General features: G+C 60.1%; 16 protein-coding genes. 8 read left to right on the forward strand and 8 right to left on the reverse strand.

What is annotated here, in order from left to right:
• Positions 1-23: 23 nt before the first annotated feature.
• Positions 24-2,867 (forward strand): family 78 glycoside hydrolase catalytic domain, encoded by a 2,844-nt coding sequence (locus tag N2245_RS00350; RefSeq protein WP_494534775.1) that lies wholly within the window; start codon positions 24-26, stop codon positions 2,865-2,867.
• A 46-nt stretch (positions 2,868-2,913) separates the two neighbouring features.
• On the opposite strand, the gene N2245_RS00355 is transcribed toward N2245_RS00350, so the two are convergent.
• Positions 2,914-4,194, reverse strand: a complete 1,281-nt coding sequence (locus N2245_RS00355) for a YeiH family protein (protein WP_494534741.1) — start codon at positions 4,192-4,194, stop codon at positions 2,914-2,916.
• A 231-nt stretch (positions 4,195-4,425) separates the two neighbouring features.
• Here N2245_RS00355 and N2245_RS00360 point away from each other — a divergent pair, with 231 nt between their 5' ends.
• Positions 4,426-4,713 carry a hypothetical protein gene (locus N2245_RS00360; RefSeq protein WP_494534742.1) on the forward strand — a complete coding sequence of 96 codons (288 nt, stop codon included), beginning with the start codon at positions 4,426-4,428 and terminating at the stop codon, positions 4,711-4,713.
• Positions 4,714-4,732: 19 nt separating this feature from the next.
• Here the strand turns inward: N2245_RS00360 and N2245_RS00365 are convergent, their stop codons facing one another.
• Positions 4,733-5,284: an ImmA/IrrE family metallo-endopeptidase gene (locus N2245_RS00365; protein ID WP_494534743.1), complete on the reverse strand. Its 552-nt coding sequence runs from the start codon at positions 5,282-5,284 to the stop codon at positions 4,733-4,735.
• A 47-nt stretch (positions 5,285-5,331) separates the two neighbouring features.
• Positions 5,332-6,495 carry a 23S rRNA (uracil(1939)-C(5))-methyltransferase RlmD gene (rlmD, locus tag N2245_RS00370; RefSeq protein ID WP_494534744.1) on the reverse strand — a complete coding sequence of 388 codons (1,164 nt, stop codon included), beginning with the start codon at positions 6,493-6,495 and terminating at the stop codon, positions 5,332-5,334.
• Between the two features lie 164 nt (positions 6,496-6,659).
• Here rlmD and N2245_RS00375 point away from each other — a divergent pair, with 164 nt between their 5' ends.
• The 5 genes from N2245_RS00375 to N2245_RS00395 are packed head-to-tail and all read left to right on the forward strand — an operon-like array spanning position 6,660 to position 11,996.
• On the forward strand, positions 6,660-8,015 hold the full coding sequence (locus N2245_RS00375) for an ABC transporter substrate-binding protein (RefSeq protein WP_494534745.1): 1,356 nt from the start codon (positions 6,660-6,662) through the stop codon (positions 8,013-8,015).
• Positions 8,016-8,070: 55 nt separating this feature from the next.
• Positions 8,071-8,982 (forward strand): carbohydrate ABC transporter permease, encoded by a 912-nt coding sequence (locus N2245_RS00380; protein ID WP_494534746.1) that lies wholly within the window; start codon positions 8,071-8,073, stop codon positions 8,980-8,982.
• On the forward strand, positions 8,982-9,809 hold the full coding sequence (locus N2245_RS00385) for a carbohydrate ABC transporter permease (RefSeq protein WP_494534747.1): 828 nt from the start codon (positions 8,982-8,984) through the stop codon (positions 9,807-9,809). Before N2245_RS00380 ends, N2245_RS00385 begins: the two co-directional genes overlap by 1 nt.
• Before the next feature lie 45 nt (positions 9,810-9,854).
• Positions 9,855-10,937: a Gfo/Idh/MocA family oxidoreductase gene (locus N2245_RS00390; RefSeq protein ID WP_494534748.1), complete on the forward strand. Its 1,083-nt coding sequence runs from the start codon at positions 9,855-9,857 to the stop codon at positions 10,935-10,937.
• Positions 10,938-10,976: 39 nt separating this feature from the next.
• Entirely contained in the window at positions 10,977-11,996 is a 1,020-nt protein-coding gene (locus N2245_RS00395) for a LacI family DNA-binding transcriptional regulator (RefSeq protein ID WP_494534749.1), read from the forward strand.
• Here N2245_RS00395 and N2245_RS00400 read toward each other — a convergent pair.
• The 3 genes from N2245_RS00400 to N2245_RS00410 all read right to left on the reverse strand — a co-directional run bounded on the left by N2245_RS00400 (position 11,993) and on the right by N2245_RS00410 (position 15,185).
• Entirely contained in the window at positions 11,993-13,036 is a 1,044-nt protein-coding gene (locus N2245_RS00400; protein WP_494534750.1) for a glycoside hydrolase 5 family protein, read from the reverse strand. The two genes, N2245_RS00395 and N2245_RS00400, sit on opposite strands and share 4 nt — an antisense overlap.
• Positions 13,037-13,226: 190 nt before the next feature.
• On the reverse strand, positions 13,227-14,402 hold the full coding sequence (locus N2245_RS00405; RefSeq protein WP_494534751.1) for an N-acetylglucosamine-6-phosphate deacetylase: 1,176 nt from the start codon (positions 14,400-14,402) through the stop codon (positions 13,227-13,229).
• A gap of 3 nt (positions 14,403-14,405) precedes the next feature.
• Positions 14,406-15,185, reverse strand: coding sequence for a glucosamine-6-phosphate deaminase (locus N2245_RS00410; protein WP_494534752.1), 780 nt, complete (start codon positions 15,183-15,185; stop codon positions 14,406-14,408).
• 102 nt (positions 15,186-15,287) lie between these two features.
• Here N2245_RS00410 and N2245_RS00415 point away from each other — a divergent pair, with 102 nt between their 5' ends.
• Positions 15,288-16,265 carry an RsmB/NOP family class I SAM-dependent RNA methyltransferase gene (locus N2245_RS00415; RefSeq protein WP_494534753.1) on the forward strand — a complete coding sequence of 326 codons (978 nt, stop codon included), beginning with the start codon at positions 15,288-15,290 and terminating at the stop codon, positions 16,263-16,265.
• On the opposite strand, the gene N2245_RS00420 is transcribed toward N2245_RS00415, so the two are convergent.
• Positions 16,262-17,185: an aminoglycoside phosphotransferase family protein gene (locus N2245_RS00420; protein WP_494534754.1), complete on the reverse strand. Its 924-nt coding sequence runs from the start codon at positions 17,183-17,185 to the stop codon at positions 16,262-16,264. The two genes, N2245_RS00415 and N2245_RS00420, sit on opposite strands and share 4 nt — an antisense overlap.
• A gap of 36 nt (positions 17,186-17,221) precedes the next feature.
• On the reverse strand, positions 17,222-18,571 hold the full coding sequence (locus N2245_RS00425) for a deoxyribodipyrimidine photo-lyase (protein WP_494534755.1): 1,350 nt from the start codon (positions 18,569-18,571) through the stop codon (positions 17,222-17,224).
• Between the last annotated feature and the right edge of the window lie 51 nt (positions 18,572-18,622).

An 18,622-nucleotide genomic window follows, 5' to 3' on the forward strand; every position in this document is an offset into this window, starting at 1 on the left:
ATTTGTTGTATTGGTTTACAATGATGGTCAAAATCAGACATGAACGCACACAGGAGGGAGCGCGCAAAGTGTTGAGGATAGACAGGGTGAGGGTTGAGCGGAGTCGCGATGGTCTGGGGCTGGGCACTGGTAGACCCCGGTTGTCCTGGAGGGTAGAGACGGACCTCAGGGACTGGCGGCAGGCGGCTTACGAGGTGGAGCTGTACGATGGGGGTGGCCAGCTGGTGGGGAGCACCGGCAGGGTGGAGTCCGGGGAGTCGGTGTGGGTGGCCTGGCCTTTTGAGTCTCTGGGATCCAGGCAGAGGGCTGGGGTGAGGGTCAGGGTGTGGGGGGAGGATGGGTCGGAGTCGGATTGGAGCGAGCTGCAGTGGCTGGAGGTGGGGCTGCTCGCCAGGGATGATTGGCAGGGGGCGTTCATCACTCCTGATTGGGAGGAGGACACCTCCGTGGCCAATCCCTGTCCCTACCTGCGCAAGACCTTCGAGCTGCCCGGCGGGGTCAGGCGAGCCAGGCTGTACGTGACGGGGCTTGGGGTGTACGAGGTGGAGCTCAACGGGCGGCGGGTGGGGGATCACGTGCTGTCTCCCGGTTGGACGAGCTACAGGCACAGGCTGCTATACGAGACGTTCGACGTCACAGAGCTAGTGCAGGAGGGTGCAAACTGCCTGGGGGCCATCTTGGGAGATGGTTGGTACCGAGGCAGGCTGGGTTTTGGGGGAGGCAGGCGCAACCTATATGGGGAGAGGTTGGCGCTGCTGGCACAGCTGGAGGTGGAGCTTGAGGACGGAAGCAGGCAGGTGGTGGTCACGGATGGTTCCTGGCGTGCCCATAGGGGGCCGATCCTGGAGTCTGGCATCTATGATGGGGAGGTGTACGATGCCCGACTGGAGATGCCTGGGTGGTCCACCCCCGAGTACGATGACTCTGAGTGGGCTGGCACGAGGGAGCTGGGGTGGCCCACGGAGTCGCTGGAGCCCCTGGAGGTGCCCGCGCGCAGGACGCAGGAGGTGGCCCCAAGGGAGATCCTGCGCTCGTCCTCAGGCAAGACGATCGTGGACTTCGGGCAGAACCTGGTGGGGAGGGTGAGGCTGAGGGTGAGCGGTCCCAGAGGGCAGAGGGTGAGGTTGAGGCATGCGGAGGTGTTGGAGGGAGGAGAATTGTGCACGCGGACGCTGCGCACCGCCCGTGCCACGGACGAGTACGTGCTGCGAGGGGAGGGAGAGGAGGAGTGGGAGCCCAGGTTCACCTTCCATGGGTTCAGGTATGTGGAGGTGGAGGGGTGGCCTGGGGAGCTGAGAGCTGAGGATCTGGTGGCGGTGGTGTGTCACTCGGACATGGAGCGAATAGGGTGGTTTGGGTGCTCGGACCCCTTGGTGGAGCGGCTGCACGAGAACGTGGTGTGGAGCATGCGGGGCAACTTCCTGCACATTCCCACCGATTGTCCGCAACGGGATGAGCGTCTGGGATGGACAGGAGATATACAGGTGTTCTCACCTGCTGCGTGCTTTATATATGATGCCTCCGGCTTCCTGACCTCTTGGCTGCGGGATGTCGCGCTGGATCAGGACGAGTCCGGTGCTGTGCCCTTCGTCGTCCCTAATGCGCTCGGGGGCCAAGTCATCCCGGCAGCAGCCTGGGGAGACGCTGCGGTAATAGTGCCCTGGGTGCTCTATCAGCGCTATGGCGATGCCGGAGTGTTGGAGGCCCAATGGCCAAGCATGCGTGCTTGGGTGGACTGCATCAAGACCATTGCTGGCCCCGCCAGGCTGTGGAACAAAGGGTTCCAGTTCGGTGACTGGCTGGATCCTGCGGCACCTCCCGACAATCCAGCGGCCGCCAGGACGGATCCTTACATAGTAGCCAGCGCGTACTTCGCGCGATCTGCGGAGATAGTGGGCTTATCTGCCCAGGTACTAGGTATGCAGGACATGGCCGAGGAGTACCTTGGCCTGGCTAGTGAGGTGCGTGAGGCGTTCAACCGTGAGTACGTTACTCCCAACGGGAGGGTGGTGAGTGATGCTCAGACAGCTTACTCACTGGCGATAGGTTTTGCGTTGCTACCCACCCAGGAGCAGAGGCAGCACGCTGGGGAGAGGTTGGCCGAGCTGGTGCGCGCTGAAGGGTACAAGATAGGTACCGGCTTCGTGGGCACGCCCCTCATCTGCGACGCGCTGTGCGCGACCGGACACCATGACGTCGCTTATCGCCTCTTGATGAGCCGCGAGTGTCCCTCCTGGCTGTATCCAGTGACCATGGGGGCTACGACCATCTGGGAGCGATGGGACAGCCTGCGCCCCGATGGCTCCGTCAACCCCGGGGAGATGACCTCGTTCAACCACTATGCGCTGGGGGCGGTTGCCGACTGGCTGCACCGCGTGGTGGGTGGGCTCGCGCCCGCCGAGCCTGGCTACCGCAAGCTGCGAGTACAGCCGGTGCCTGGAGGCGGCTTGTCCTACGCCCGTGCCAGGCACGTAACCCCCTATGGCACGGCCGAGTGCTCTTGGAGGACCGAGGGGGGTGAGATCGAGGTGCGAGTAGTGGTTCCCCCCAACACCAGCGCGCAGGTCGTGCTCCCGGGCTCCGGTCAAGAGGTGGAGGTGGGGAGTGGCGAGCACGTTTGGAGATATGCTTTCGAGGCCCACAGGTATCCTCCAGTGACTCTCGACACTCCGCTCAAGGAGATCCTGGAGGACGCCGAGGCTTGGGAGGTGCTCACTCGTCACTTTCCCGAAGTGGCTTCTATGCCCCCGCGCAGGCTGGAGCGCATCGGTACCATTCGGGACCTTGCAGCTAGCGTGGTAGCTTTCAACGAAAGGGTCGGCAGACTGGAGAGGGAGCTACAGGCTCTATCCAGGGAGAGGAGCTAGATATGTGCAGGGGGTAGGGGCCCCTACCCCCTGCCTGTGCCCAAGATCATCCAAATAGCCAAACGGCTAGCAATCCCCCCAGCAGGACGTTGGCAAGCACCGTCGCAGTGAACACCCTGATGGCAGGGCCGCCCACCTCCTGCATGTCACGGAAGCGCGTGCCCAGGCCTATGCCCAGGAAGGTCAAGGTGAACAGCCAGGTGCGCGCGGCGTTGAGGTTACCTGTGAAGTCGCTCGCGAACTCCTGACCGTAGTGCCCCTGCCACCAGGTAGATAGCAGAGATGCCGCTATGAACGCGAGCACGAACTTAGGGAACCTGGCCCAGAGCCTCGAGAGGGCCGATCCTCCCTCCGCCGCATCGGTCGGGGCCTGCCATCGGGTTGCTGCTATTGCCCCGAACAGCAGGCAGATGAAGCTGATTAGAACGTCGCGGCTCAACTTGACCAGGGAGAAGGCTTTTACAGCCTCATCTCCCAGGATGGCTGCTGCCGCTGCGCCCGAGGCATCTGCCAGTTCCGAGCCGCCGATCCAGGCACCGCCCACGGTCTGCGAGAGACCGAACAGCTTGACCAAAAGCGGCAAGACGAATATCAGCACCAGTCCGTACAGCACCACGAGCGATACCACGTATCCCACCTGGCGGGATTTGGCTCGCACGGTGTTACCCACAGCTATGGCTGCGGAAACCCCACAGACCGAGGCCCCTGCCCCTATCACTGCTAGGTATATGGGGTCGATGCCCAGCCTGGAACCCACCAAGAAAGTAACTATGAACCCGGCAACGACTATGATGAGCGCCTCTAGGAATCCTCTGGGGCCAGACCTAGTGATGATGGAGAACGGTAGGTTGGCACCAAGCAGGACTATGGAAGTTTTGATGAACAGCTCCGTGCGACTGGATGCTGTCCTGAACCAGCTGGGTAGGGTAAACAAGTTGCCTATCACCAGCCCGACTACGAGCGCCCAGAAAGGGTATTCCAGCCCGTACTTCTTTAGCGTCTGCTGGCTGCCCATGATCAGCACCAGCAAAGATAAAGCGTACAGCAGCGTGAAGCCTGCGACGTACTCGGGGAGCTGGATGCCCAGGGCCCGCACAGCGATGCCCGTCAGCAAGAGCAACACCAGCCACAGCAGGGCAAACTCCCACCAGTGAGCTGCGAAGTAGCTCGCCAGCGAAGTCTGTGGCCAGGGCTGTGGGATGGCATGCTGCAGGAAGTCCAACCTCCTGCCCAACACGTACGCCAACCACACAGCTACGACCAGGAACAACCCAAGTATCACCGACCATCCATCCTCCGAGATCCCACGTGACCTTGCTACAGCCATGAATACCCTCCTTGTGTCAACCGAATGAATGATTGCATATACTATACTAAAAAGATAGACAATATAGACTATCACTATCTTGCGGCTGTTGCAATTGCTTGAGGAGCGCTTCGGCTTATACTTTGTGCAAACTGCATGCTTTTTGGTTATAGCAGCTTGCAGGAGGTATGGTAGCGCTGTGTGGATGGTGATATACTCTAGTTGTCCCTAGGTAAAGGCTGGAGGCGGCCCATGAGGTACTCCGTGGAGATGAGCAGAGATAGGTTTGGTCCCGTGATCGTCTTGCGATCCCATCCGGACGACTGGTCCCCGGAGGAAGGACAGGTGGAGGTGCCAGCCGAGCTGGTGGCCCAGCATGTGGATCTGGAGAAGTTGGCTGCCTGTTGGCAGTGGGTGGAGTTCTCCCCCCGCAGCCATGTCTGGAGTTATCAAGAGCTTGCGGAGATGCTTGGCGAGCTTGATCCCCCGCTAGCAGAGAGCTCGCTGCAGGGCAGTGCCCTTGCGCAGCTGGCTTGGTAGCGGCCTGGTGCGTGCACGGCTATCCCAACTCTCTTAGGCGTATCCGTGTGGCCGACAGCGAGGTCCCGAAGACGAGGGCTAGCCTCTTGGGATCGGGCCCGTGTGCCTGCAGGGCCAGTAGGAAAGCCTGGGTGGGCATGAGCAACCGGGAGGCGAAGACGTCTGCCTGCCTCTCGGCCGACCTATAGGGCTCCAGCCGCATCCTCCTGGTGAGCACGTTGCCAAGCCGCCGGTAGTCCGCCAGGTGCATCACGGCGTGACCTATCTCGTGGGCGGTGGTGAATCGCGCCCTAGAACCCTCCTCCAGCAGACTGGTATACGTCTTGGGGGAAAGTACCAGCCTAGGGGGAGCTAAAGGGGTGTCAAACAGGACGTAGGCCTCGATCCCCGGAGGGGTATCTCCCACGGCGAAGAGCACGCCGTGGGCTCGGGGCAGGTACTCCTGCGCTATCTTGAGCACGTTCACCCTGCCCGGGACGACGAGCCTCTCCGGGCAGCACTCGCGTAGGATCTGCGTGGCTATGCCCTCTATCTCTTGCCAGGAACGGGGCGAAGCCCCCAACAGCCTCATGTTCACCACCCATGGACAAATTTATTTCTATTATAGACCAGCGCAAGCTAGCTATGGACCAAGGTCGCCACGCATTCAATGTGATGGGTCTGAGGGAACATATCCACCGGGGTGACCTCCACCAGCTGGTAGCCTCCATCACACAGCACACGCAGGTCGCGCGCCAGGCTGCCAGGATTGCAGGAGACATATATTATCCTGTCGGGGCTCAGCGACATCACAGCCCTCAGAGCCCTGGGGTGGCATCCCACTCTCGGCGGGTCCAGGATAAGCACCTGGGGATGCTCCGTCATCGTCTCGAGCGCCTCCTCGGTCTTGCCACGGATGTACTCGATGTTGGAGATACCCTGGATGTTGACCATGGCGTCCGCCGCGGCCGCCGCCGACTCCTCGATGGCGATCACCCGACGCGCCCGTGGTGCAAGCAGCACGGCGAACGTGCCCACACCGGCATAGGCATCCACCACGATCTCCTCTCCCCTCAGCTGGCACCTCTCGATCACCAGCTGGGCCATCCTCTCTGCCTGCAGCGTATTGGTCTGGAAGAAGGAGGAGTCGGAGATCCTGAACCTGTGCCCCAGCAGCTCCTCGTGGTAGAATCGCTGGCCGGAGGGTATGGAGGGCTCCACGGCGTTGAGGTCGGGGAACACCAGGTACTCCCCCGTGTGGACCCCGTAGCGCACCTGCACCTGATGGTGCCCCGCCGCCTTGCCCTGAAAGGTGCGGAGCGCCTCGTTGATCCATGGGTGCAGGATGAGGCAACGCTCTATCTGCATGAATCGTCGCCCGCTGCCGGGCCTAGACACGTAGCCCAGCCTGCCCTCCTCGTCGATCGAGAAGCGCGCGTGGTTCCTGTAGCCGTAGGGCTGGGGTGAGGGCAATGTGTCCGTCACAGGGGGGGAGTCGAACCCGCCGCGCTTGACAAGCTGGTCGACGACCAGCTTCTTCTTGAGTTCCAGCTGGTGCTCGTAAGTCATGTGCTGCCACTGGCACCCACCGCAGGTGCCGAAGTAGGGGCAGGGAGGGTCCACCCTGTGGGGGGAGGCCGTGAGCACCTCCTGCACCCTGCCGGTGGAGTACCTGCGCTTCTCCTGCTCCGGTTGGACAAGCACCTCCTCGCCGGGTATGCCGAAGTCCACGAACCACGTACGGGAGTCTTGATGGCCCACCGCGGACCCTTCGACGCCCATATCCGTCAGCGTCAGCTGCAATGGGTGTTGTCGCGCTTGCTCCGATACCATGGCTTTCAAGTTTATCCGTGCCCGTAAGCCAGCGTCAAGATCGCGGCGAAAAGGTATTGACAAGGGCAGGTGGAGCAGCTATCATCTCTGTAAACCTTTTCATGAAAACGTTTACAGAACAGGAGGAAAGGTAGATGTCGGCGTACAATGGTGGTGTCTCGCGTAGGAAGTTTCTCAAGATGTCCTCGGCAGTAGGGGTGGCGATCGCCTTTGGTGGTGGGTTGGCGGCCTGTGGATCGCCGGGTGCGTCCACTCCCAGCGCCACGCAGGTGAGTGGAGGGTCCACCTCGCGTGGATCCAACCCTGTCAGGCTCGACTTCTGGGACATGGTCTGGGGGCCGCCCGAGTACATCCAGACGGCAAAGGATCTAGTCAAACAGTTCAACGATGAACACAAGAGCATCCAGGTGAATTACCGCTCGATCCCTTGGAACAACTGGTATCAGACCTTCACCACCGCCATCGGTGCTGGCACAGCCCCGGACATCAGCACTGGCGCGGGTTACCAGGCAGTACAGTTCTACGACTCGGGTGCGATCCTCCCGGTGGACGAGGTCGTGGAGGAGTGGCGCAAGAGCGGTGAGCTCGAGGACTTTGTCTCCGGCTCCGTGGATATCCTCAAATACAATAGTCACTACGTTGCGTTGCCTTGGGCCATTGATATCCGTATACCCTGGTACCGTACAGATATGTTTGAGAAAGCTGGGGTGAAGGAACCCACTAGCTGGGATGAGCTCCGCGCTGCTCTCAAGCAGCTTACTGGTAACGGCAAGTACGGTATGGTAGCCTCCAACGATACAGGTGGCACGCATTACCTGTACTTCTTCATCCTGAACAATGGGGGTGGGATATTCACGAAGGACAGGAAGCTGGACTGGATGAACTCCCGTAATGTGGAGGCGATCAAGTATCTATCATCTCTTGTCAAGGATGGCTCAGTGTCGCCCGCGAGTGCAGGGTACTCCGGAGACGATGCCAGCAAGGCGTTCGGGAGGGGAGAGGCTGCGCTCAAGATCGATGGCCCGGGCTTTGACCAGGGATTTCCAGCTGACACTGCTAAGAAAATGGCCATCCTACCTCCCATCAAGGGCCCTCACGGTGACCTGGGTACGGTTTACTGGATCAACAACATCATGCTGTACAAGCAGACCAAGGATCCAGAGGCCACCATGGAGTTCCTCAAGTGGTGGTCCAAGAATCAAAAGCCGCTGTGGACTAAGGGCCATAACGGACAGCTGCCGGCCCGTAAGTCGTTTGCCTCCGACCCCTACTTCAAGAACGATCCCAAGCTTAGCTTCATCAATGATAAGTGGGTGCCGGGTGGCAAAACCGTCGCCACCCATGCTCCTTCCATATTCCCTCAGCTTAACGCCGTGGAGGGGCAGGGAGTCATGCAGACACTGATACAGGATATCCTGCAGGGCAAGGATCCGGTGGAATCCATGCAGAAGGCCGAGCCGCAGCTCAAGGCGATAATGGGAGAATCCTAGGGGCTAAGGGGGAGCCTAGCTCCCCCTTATTAGTAGGAGTTCAGGGGGTAAGCTTATGAGCACTTCGATCCCTAAACAGGAGGTGTCAAACCTCTCGCTTGTTGGCAGGCGTGGTAGGCTAGAGCCCCTACCGTACTTGCTGCTGCTACCTTCGTTGGCTCTGATCTGCCTGATAGAGCTCTATCCGTTCGTCACCGGCTTTTACTATAGCCTGAAGAACGGTTCTTTGCTGGACACAGGCCAGTTCGTGGGCCTTAGCAACTATGTGAAGCTATGGAGCATGCCCGACTTCGTACACGCTCTGTACTTCAGCGCTATATTTGCCTTCTTTGCGGTCTTCGGCAGTTACCTTGTGGGGCTTGGGCTGGCGCTGGTGCTTGCACGCGAGGTCCCTGGCAAGGGTTTCTTCAGGGTGGCCTTGCTCATACCTTGGATCATCCCATCGATAGTCTCCATCACCAGTTGGCGATGGCTCATACAGGACCAGCACGGCTCCGTGAACGTTTTTCTGTCGTGGTTTGGTCTGGGGCCCTACTACTTCCTGAGTTCAGAGCACCTAGCGATGCTCTCGGTGATCGTTATCAAGATCTGGCGGAGCTTTCCGTTCATGATGGTGTCGCTGATAGCTGCGCTTCAGACTATCGATCAGTCCCTGTACGAGGCCGCTGCTATAGATGGTGCGGGCAGGTGGGCGGCCTTTAGGTACGTTACCCTGCCCCACATCAAGACCATATCGGTGGTGATGTGGATCCTGATGACCATCTGGAGTGTGAACGACTTCGATACTCCTTGGTTGCTTACCCAGGGAGGTCCTTCCAACGCTACCGAGAACCTTATAGTCCTGGCCTACCGCTACACCTTCGCCGGCAACATGGTGGGCATAGGCACGGCGATAGCGTTCACGATGCTAGTGATCTTGTCGATACTATCGATCCTGATACTGAGGTATCAGGAGAGGGAGGATTGATGATGCTTAGGAATCGTGGCAAATGGCTCACCGTGGCCTTGTTGGTGGTAATAACTTTCATCGTGAACTACCCGATCATCACCATGGTGTTGAACTCGCTGCGAACAACGGAGGAGATCCTGTCCTCAAGCAGCATAATCCCAGAGCACGTAACATTACAGAACTACATAAACCTCAACTCTCGGACCAGCTACTGGACGTTCTTCCGCAATAGCTTGATCGTGGCCGGCGTGCAGACGGTGCTGAGCATCATTTTGGCCTCTATGGCCGGCTACGCCCTGTCCAGGTTTCGCTCTCCCATCCTCCGAGGGTATTCTCGGTTGTTGTTGATGGCCCAGATGTTCCCCCTCATCATGGCGCTGATTCCCCTGTTCATTTTGTTTCGCAACTTGGGGCTGGTGGACACCTATTGGTCGGTGGTGTTGTTGTATACTACAGCCAACCTGCCGTTTGCTACCTGGATGTTCAGAGCTTTCTTTGATTCCATTCCTAGGGAGCTCGAGGAGGCTGCGCAGGTGGATGGGTGCTCCAGGCTGGGAGTGTTCACGAGGGTGGTGCTGCCGCTCTCCGGGCCGGGGACGGCCGCGGTGGCTATCTTCACCTTCCTGTTCTCGTACAACGAGTACCTTATAGCCAGTATATTCCTCCGGGATACCTCAAAGATGACGATCCCGGTCGGCATCCAGCTGTTCCAACAGCAGTATACTTCCGATTGGGGAAGCCTTATGGCGTCGGCTACCTTGGCGATGTTGCCTACCCTGGTGCTGTTCCCCCTAGTGCAGCGCTACATGATCTATGGAGCAGTGGCGGGTTCGGTGAAGGGATAGGAGTTTGAATTTACATAATGCGCAAGGAAAGGAGAGGAATTGGGTATGAGTAAGGTGAGAGTGGGTTTGATCGGTTTAGGGGAGGTGGCGCAGATCATCCACCTGCCGGTGTTGGAGAGCCTGTCCGACAGGTATGAGGTGCGGGCGATCTGTGATGTCTCTCAGGGCCTGGTGAAGGCTATGGGAGACAGGTACGGTGTGGAGGGGAGGTACACCGACTACAGGGAGCTAGTCCAGCGGGACGATCTGGACGCGGTGATGGTGCTCAGCAGCGACGAGTACCACACGGACGCGGTGGTGGCAGCGCTGCGCGAGGGCAAGCATGTGTTCGTGGAGAAGCCGATGTGCCTGACATTGCGGGAGGCCGAGCAGATCATCGCCGAGAGGGACCGCAGCGGCAGGCAGGTGATGGTGGGTTACATGCGCAGGTACGCTCCTGCCTTCCTGCAGGGCGTGCAGCTGGTCAAGGAGCTGTCGCAGATCAACTACGTAAGGGTGAGGGACATCATAGGGGAGAACAGGTTGATCATAGAGCAGTCCTCCGTGGTGCACAGGTACAATGATATCCCGGCGGAGCTTGTCGAGGACAGGAGTCGCAGGGCCGCAGAGCTGACTAGGGAGGCAGTGGGCGATGGCCCTAGGGACCTATACAACACCTACAGGCTGCTGTGTGGCCTCTCCAGCCACGATCTGTCGGCGATGAGAGAGCTGGTGGGCATGCCCAAGAGGGTGGTGAGCGCCGCCAGCTGGGCAAGTGGCAGGCGGATAGTGGCTATCCTGGAGTTTGAGGGCTACCTGGGCATGTTCGAGACCATGGTGGATGAGCAGAGGAGGTTTGATGCCCACTTGGAGGTGTATGGACCCAAGGAGAGCATCAGGGTGCAGTACGACACGCCCTATATCCGCCATCTACCCACTAGGCTGTTCCTCTGCAGGACCGAGGGAGATGAGTACAGGGTGGAGGAGATCAGGCCCACCTTCAAGGATCCCTACACCCATGAGATGGAGTACTTCCACGATGTGGTCACGCGCAACGAGACCCCCAAGACATCTCCGGAGGACTTCTGCCAGGACCTGCAGCTCTTCCAGCAGATCATCCAGGCCATAAGGCAGGGAGGGTGTTGCTAGCCCACATCCTGTATATTTGCTAGAGATCATGAGTTTGGGGTGTGGGCTTTGACTACGATTCACGACGTCGCTCGCAGGGCGGGGGTATCGATAGCTACCGTCTCCAGAGTCATCAATAATGTGCAGCCGATAGATCCCGAGACGGCACAGAGGGTGAGGGCAGCGATCGAGGAGCTGGACTACCGCCCGAACTACGTGGCCCGGGGCCTGCGAAGGAGGAGTACCCGCAGCCTCGGCCTCATCGTGTCGGACAACTCCAACCCGTTCTTCGCGGAGGTCGCCCGCGCCGTGGAGGATGCGGGCTATGAGGCGGGCTACAGCGTGATACTGTGCAACTCCGATCTGTCGGTCGAGAAGCAGGAGAGGTACATAGACGTGCTTATCTCCAGGCGAGTGGATGGCATAGTGCTGATGTCGGCACCAGGGGCCGACCTGAGAGCACTGGTTGAGCGCATCACCCATGCCGATATTCCCTTGGTGATCGCCAACAACGAGGTGCCGGATCTGGGAGTGGACGAGGTGCAGGTGGCCTTCTACGAGGGGGGATACCTTGTCGGCAGGTACCTGCTGGACTTGGGACACAGAGCCATAGGCTACGTAGGGTTCTTCTCAGAGCAGGCAAAAGGCTACACCCTTAGAGCACAGGGATTCATGCACGCTCTGGGAGAGGCAGGTGTCGAGCTGGGGCCAGAGCGGGTCGTTTACGGTAGGGGTAGGTACGAGGATGGCAGGTCGGCGGTAAGGGCACTGCTCACTAGGGGGATAGATGTGACGGCGTTGTTCGTCTTCGACGATCTGATGGCTATGGGCGTCATCAAGGAGCTGCAGGCTAGTGGGCTACGTGTGCCGGAGGACATATCGGTGGTGGGCTTCGACAACATCGTGTACTCGGAGGCCACCACCCCGGCCATCACGACGATAGCCCAGCCCATAGCTCGGATAGGACACGAGTGCGTGCGGCTGCTCCTGGAGAGGATAGAGCAGCCGGAGATGGAGCCTCGTCAGGTCCTGCTGCCCACCGAGCTGGTGGAGCGCGAGAGCTGCCGGCGGCTCGACTAAGGAAGGCATCTCTTCGCCCGCATCGCCTGGGCGTGCTCGGACAGGACTGCCGCGGTGCTGCTAGGGTAGACCACTCTGAAGCCGTCGTAGTCGGGATACAGCGTGCCGTCATCCTGGATGCCGGTGAGCAGCCAGAACTGGTCCCCGCTGCCCGCTTCCTCGTACACGATCTGCGTCCAGGTGCGATACACTTCGTCGCGCGTGGCCTTGTCGCGGTAGCCGTACTCCTCCAGCACCACTGGCTTCTTGCCGCGAGCGTCCCGTATGTGGTCTCTTATCCAGTCTGCGCACCAGTCAAGGTCCTTTTCCCAGTGGTCTGGATATAGGTGGAACGTGGCGTAGTCCACGTTGGGCAGCTCCAAGAAGGACTCCCAGTCGACTCCCTGGGAGCCGTTGCGCGTCCAGTCGGTGCGTCCGGTCTGTCGGTAGAATCCCTCGTCGCCTATCGCCACCAGGTGATGTCTGTCTAGGCGCTTGATGAAGGTGCTCATCTCATCCACCCACCTACGCAGCGTGAGGCCGGTGGTGTCCGACTGGCATCTGGGCTCGTTGGCTAGCTCCCAGGCCATGATGGTGGGATCGTCTTTGTAGCGCAAGCCAGTGTAGCGGTTGCGCCTGCTGATGAAGTGCTGCATGTAGGCCTTGTAGGCTATCCTGATCTCGGGGTTGGTGTAAAAGTCGTCGTGGCTGGAGCCGCCGAACCAGCGCACGTACTGTTCCATACCCCCGAAGTCGGGCCAGTTGTTGGTGAGAGCTATCACCAGCTTGAGACCATAGCGCCGTGCCCTCCACACTGTGTAGTCGATGCGCTCGTATCCCTCCTCAGGGTAGGTGTAGGGCTCGGGCTGCATGACGAAGCCATCTGCGGGCTGCCCATCTATGAACCCCCAACATCGGAGTACCCTGAGCCCCATAGCTGCGGCGTCCGCCAGCACGTCGTCTATCATCTTGTGACTTTTGTAGTGCATGTAGTAGTTATTCGTCCCCGCGAAGTAGAAGGATCGTCCTCCAAGGAAGAAGCGGTCGCCAACCACCCGCACAAAACCCCTACCCAGTCGGCGTCCTCGCCTGGCCTTGCTGCCCCCAACCGGAAGCAGCGTGCTGGCTCCTAGGACCGCCGCTCCCGCGATGAACTCCCTCCTGCCGATCCTCCCGTTCGTCATCGCCTTACCTCCCTTGGGTTCGTGGTTGAACAGCAGCAATTATTGCGCCAACATCTGCTCTATGCTCTTACCTGTTGCAGGCAATTATCTGAGGATCTCCATGCACGAGCTCTCCGCCCTTGATCGTGGCCAACACCTGGAGACCTTCGCTCCCCTCGCGCAGCACCACTAGGTCGGCGGGAGCTCCCGGGCGCAGCGTGCCCAAGGGCCAGAGATCGAGCAGCTTGGCGGGCAGGGTGGATGCTCTGCGCCAGGCGTCCGCACGGGTGCAGAGTCCTGCAGCCACCAGGTAGTTGATCGCTTGCAGCTGCGTGCGGGTCGCTCCCGCCAGGAGAGATGGGTTGCGGGCCAGCTGCAGCTTGCCATCGGATGTCAGCACCACCTCCCCTCCCACGCTGCTGTGGTACCTGCCGGGGGGCAGGCCAGCCAGTGGGGCGAGGTCGCTGACGATCACTGCCTTGTCGCCCTTAGCCCGCAGCAGCACCTTGATGAAGGCGGCCGGCAAGTGGAGGCCATCAGCTATGAAGCTGGCCCACAGCTCGTCGCAGGCCAGCTGCTCCCACAGGTAGTTCGGGTGCCTGGGGAGCATCGGGTGAGCGCCGTTGCCTAGGTGGGTCGATAGCCGTGCGCCAGCGTTCACGGCTTGTCTTATCTGTTCAGGGGAAGCGGCGGTGTGACCTATGGCCACGAGGGTGCCCGTGGACGCGCACTTGGATATGAACCCTGGGGCTTCTGGCCACTCTGGCGATAGGGTGAGGATCTTGATCCTACCGCCCGCTGCCCTCTGCCAGCGATTGAAAGCTTGCCAGTCAGGAGGTCGGACGTGCTCGGTAGGGTGGGCGCCCCTGGGTCCATCCTCTGGCGAGATAAACGGCCCTTCCAGGTGCATGCCCATGATCATACTTGCCAAGGGAATGTGCGCCGACATCGAGATGGCGATCGTCTCCAACAGGTGCTCCAGCGCCTCGTCGGAGTTAGTGATGAGCGTGGGTAGGAATCCTGTTACTCCCCAAGCTGCTAGATGCTGGGCCAGGGTGTGCAGGTCTTCTGGACGTAGGTCAGGCGAGTTGAGGTCTAAGCCCAAGTAGCCGTTCACCTGTAGATCCACAAGGCCCGGCGCGATGAGTAGTTCACCGTCCACGGTCTCGGCAGGTTGTATATCGGTTATCTTCCCCCTCTCGATCCGGAGCTCGATCTTATCTCCCCACAGCAGATGTACGCCCCTAAGGACTATTTGCGTCAAGGCTTATCCTCCCCAGGAGGCTCTATCTAAGTACAGGGTGCAGTTGGGATGCCTACGCAGTACCGAGGCCGGGCATAGGTGCGTGATCTCTCCGTTCAGAGCCATCTTTACCGCCTCTCGCTTGCGCTTGCCTGGTACCACGCAGTAGAGCGTGCTCGCGGCCATTATGGCCGGCACGGTGAGCGTGAGTGCGTACTCAGGCGTGGTCTCGAGACTTGGAAAAAGGCCGTCGTTGACCTGTTGTTGTCTGCTAGCTGGGTCCAGCCGCACGACCTTCATGAGGTATGGATCATGGAAGTCGGCTGTCTTGGGTTCGTTGAACGCTATATGGCCGTTCTCCCCTATCCCCAAGCAGGTGATATCTATTGGGGCCTCGGCGATGAGCGCCGAGTACCTGCCGCACTCGAGCTCTAGCTGCGCAGAACCATCTATGAGGTGCACCTCCCCAGGGTGCACCATCTCCAACAGATGCCTCATCAAGAAGCCCCCCAGGCTGCCCGGGCTTCCCGGGGGAAAGCCCACGTACTCGTCCATGTGAAATGCCGTCACCCTGCGCCAATCTATGCCCTCAGCTGCTGCCAGAGATCTCCACATCTCCAGTTGGGAAGGGGCGGACGCGAACACCATCCTCAGGTTATCCTGTGCCTCAAGCACCTTGCGCATACGCTCGGCGACAGCATGGCCAGCTGCTGCTCCCATCTGATGCTCGTCGTCGAACACCAGCACGCGAAGCTTGCCCACCGTCTGGGATATTATGGGCTCGGGGTTGGTAGATGGCTGCATGTTTCCTCCTAAGCGTTTACTCCTCTAGTATAAACCCGGCCGAAAAGATGGGAAAAGTAGCAATCGCTAACGAGTGCAGATATTACGTATAATGTCCTGATCATGGTGGATCCTTGCGACCTGCTACCTGAACAGTTTAAGACCAAGCTAAGTGAGTTGCTCCCTCCTGAGCGTTATGAGGAGGTGTTGGCGGCCTATAGGGCTCCAGCTATCACCACCTTCAGGGTGAACCCCTTGAGGGCGGATCGTGATGAGGTGGTGGAGCAGCTACGGCGCCTGGGTTTTGAGCTGGAGCAGGTTAGCTGGTACAGAGATGCCTATGTGCTCCGGAATCGCTCCAAGCGCGAGCTGATGCAGGCTCCACCCCACATCGAGGGCGGGATATACCTGCAGAACCTATCGAGCATGGTGCCGGCGCTGGTGTTGGCCCCTCAGCCCGGGGAGCGAGTGCTCGATATGGCCGCGGCCCCAGGCAGCAAGACAACCCAGATCGCCGCGTTGATGGGCAACAAGGGGGAGATAGTGGCCAACGACGTCAGCCCCACCAGGCGCTTCAGGTTGCTAGCCAACCTACGGCAGCAGGGGGTGACTATAGCTAGGGTGACCTCGATCCGGGGGGAGGTGATGTGGAGATCTTATCCGGAGCAGTTCGACAGAACCTTGCTGGATGCTCCCTGCAGCATGGAGGGGATGTTCAAGTGCGGGGATCCAGCCACCTACGAGCACTGGTCACCCCGCAAGGTCAAGGTGCTAGCCCAGAGGCAGGCCCACCTGCTGAGGTCGGCGGTCTCAGCTACGAAGGTGGGCGGGGTGGTGGTCTATTCCACCTGCACGCTGTCTCCCGAGGAAAACGAGGGGGTTGTGGACTGGCTGCTCCACAAGGAGGGGGATGCGGTGGAGCTGGAGCCAGTTGAGGTGCCTGGTCTAGAGCTGGCACCTGCGCTTGAGGGGTGGCAGGGGAGGAGGTTCGACCCTAAAGTATCCCTGTCGGCCAGGATACTGCCCTCAAGCCTCATGGAGGGGTTCTTCGTAGCCAGGATCAGGAAGGTGAGGTCGAACCTGCCGGCTCGACGGGCCTAGGAGCTCCAGCCGAGGTAGTCTTTCACAACCTCTATGATAATCCTCATCGACTCGGCGGACTGTGGGTGCTTTGGGCTGGGGCTGCCCTCTATGGTGATGAGGGCCTTCCACAGCGTCCATCCCATACCCCTCAGATAGGTGCCGTCGTCCAACCCCATCGCGGACAAGAAGCTCTTTCGGCTATCTCCCGAGAAGAAAGTCCAAGCTATGGCCAAGTCGCATGCTGGATCGCCTACCGCTGAGCAGCCGAAGTCTATGACGGCGTGCAGCACGCCATGCCTGATGATCAGGTTCTGGGCCGTCACATCGCCGTGCACCCACACCGGCTCATGGGGCCAGCGCGTGGCGACCGCTGCCTCCCAGATCTCGGTCACCAGTTGGCCGTCCACCACGTTGGTCAGGGCGGCTACGGCCCGCCGGGTCTCGTGCTCGTACACCTCCAGGTGCCCGCCCCGATACCAGCTGTGAGACCCGGCCAGTGGGCCACCGGTGGTGTCCGCAGCCTGCAGCGCTCGGAGGAAGCCGGCTAGGTCGAGCGCGAGCTGCACCATGTTCGCTACCTCCCCAGTGGTGGCGGGCTCGCCTTCTATCCAACGATAGATCGACCAGTGCCAAGGGTAACCATGGCCGGGTGAGCCCATGGCCACGGGCTGTGGTATCTCCAGAGGCAGGTAGGGTGCCAGCTTGGGCAACCACTCCTGTTCCTTGGGGACTTGTGGAGCGTAACCCTCGCCACTGGGCATGCGGATGAGCAAATCGTCTCCCAGTCGGAACGTCCGGTTGTCCCAGCCGCTCTGCCTCACCGGCCGCACCGGTAGCTCTGCCCACTGCGGGAACTGCGAGCGCACCAGCCTCCGGGCAAGCTCTGGAGTGATGTCTTCTCTAGATATGTTAGGATCTTGCGGCTTTCCCAGTTGCATACTTAGTATTGTAGTGGATGGTGGAGATGCAACGCATCACGGCCCCGACCAACGCTTGCAGTAGCTCTCCAGGTCGTACTTCCTGCGTATGCCATCGGCGCTCATGTAGCGTATCTTCCCGAACACTGGGCGCTCCCTCCAGGGGTGGTCGTGGAGGCCCCCTATGGACCACAGTATGCCCACGTAGCCGTTGGGATCTCCTCCATCCACCGAGTACTTATCGTTGAGGTACACGCACATCTCCAGGGCCTCCTCTGGGGAGTGGGACCACTCGAGCATCTTCTTTGCCCAGTACATTCGCATGTAGCCATGGATCTTGCCGATCCTGCGGAGCTGCGTCTGGGCGGCGTTCCAGGCATCGTCGTGCGTTCTGGCCTCCTCCCATTCCTCCAGGGAGTAGATGAACTCCCTGGAATCCATCTTATGCGCCTCCAGTGTCTGCCTCCCCCATACAGGTGCCCCTTGCAGGCTCTTGTAGTGTGGGTTATGCAGGCAGAAGTTGTCCGAGAGCTCCTTGCGGACTATCAGCTCCTCCAGCAGCGCGTTCATACCATCGTAGGCAGAGTGCTGGCCAGAGTGCTCAGCGAGCTTAGCCCTCTCCAACAACAGGGGAGGGCGTCCGACAGCGGCCATCACCTCCAGCGCCACTCGCAGGCTGGAAATCTGCCCAAGGTGCAGCCATGGGCTCAGGCCGCTCTGGAAGTCCAATCCCACGTCGTTGCGTAGCAGCGCGTAGTACTCCAGCTTCTCATCGATGAACTTCCCAAGGTGAAGCCTTGCTGCCCTCTCGCCCGGGGATTGCTCTATCTGGATGCCGCAGGCTGGTATCCGTTGTACAAGCTCCCTTGCCTGCTCAAAGCTCAAGGTCTTTGGAGCAACATCGAGGGTGTAGGGGTGATGGACGATCCGAGGAGGATGGGCCAGGTAGTGCTCTAGTAGCTTGTGTACCTTGGCCCTCATGGTGTGGGCGGCCAATTCTTGCTTGTCGGAGGTCACCCAGACCGGGATAATGTTGTGGGCGTCCACCACGTGGGTGGACCCTTCGAACTCCCTTCCCAGCAGCTCAGCACGTGTACGAGCTCCCAGTAGCGGGCTGAAGTCCAAGTAGACGCTAGCGGCATCCAGCTCTCGCAGGGTCTCCAGCGTGATCCTGGAAGGCGACCCACTCCGCAGCACCCAAGCTATGCCTAGCTCCCGCAGCCTGCTGGACACCTCCTCTAGACCGTCCAGCATAAACAGGAAGTGCTCGCGCGACCTACCACCAGGCCGGTTCCGCAGGACGAACAGCACCACGAGGGGTAGCTCGCGCTCCAGGGCCTCCCGCTGTGCTAGCAGGAGCGCGAAGTTATCATCCACCCTCTGGTCGCGGCTCATCACGTAGACCACGCAAGATCCCTGCTTGGGCTTGCGCGCCAGGGTCATGCATCTGGTAGCAAG

The organism is Thermobaculum sp. T2p, from assembly GCF_059335935.1.

Bases quoted from the DNA above. Each gene is read 5' to 3' on its own strand.
- N2245_RS00350 (WP_494534775.1), top strand. From the start codon at position 24: ATGGTCAAAATCAGACATGAACGCACACAGGAGGGAGCGCGCAAAGTG.
- N2245_RS00355 (WP_494534741.1), bottom strand. From the start codon at position 4,194: ATGGCTGTAGCAAGGTCACGTGGGATCTCGGAGGATGGATGGTCGGTG.
- N2245_RS00360 (WP_494534742.1), top strand. From the start codon at position 4,426: ATGAGGTACTCCGTGGAGATGAGCAGAGATAGGTTTGGTCCCGTGATC.
- N2245_RS00365 (WP_494534743.1), bottom strand. From the start codon at position 5,284: ATGAGGCTGTTGGGGGCTTCGCCCCGTTCCTGGCAAGAGATAGAGGGC.
- N2245_RS00375 (WP_494534745.1), top strand. From the start codon at position 6,660: ATGTCGGCGTACAATGGTGGTGTCTCGCGTAGGAAGTTTCTCAAGATG.
- N2245_RS00380 (WP_494534746.1), top strand. From the start codon at position 8,071: ATGAGCACTTCGATCCCTAAACAGGAGGTGTCAAACCTCTCGCTTGTT.
- N2245_RS00385 (WP_494534747.1), top strand. From the start codon at position 8,982: ATGATGCTTAGGAATCGTGGCAAATGGCTCACCGTGGCCTTGTTGGTG.
- N2245_RS00390 (WP_494534748.1), top strand. From the start codon at position 9,855: ATGAGTAAGGTGAGAGTGGGTTTGATCGGTTTAGGGGAGGTGGCGCAG.
- N2245_RS00410 (WP_494534752.1), bottom strand. From the start codon at position 15,185: ATGCAGCCATCTACCAACCCCGAGCCCATAATATCCCAGACGGTGGGC.
- N2245_RS00415 (WP_494534753.1), top strand. From the start codon at position 15,288: ATGGTGGATCCTTGCGACCTGCTACCTGAACAGTTTAAGACCAAGCTA.
- N2245_RS00420 (WP_494534754.1), bottom strand. From the start codon at position 17,185: ATGCAACTGGGAAAGCCGCAAGATCCTAACATATCTAGAGAAGACATC.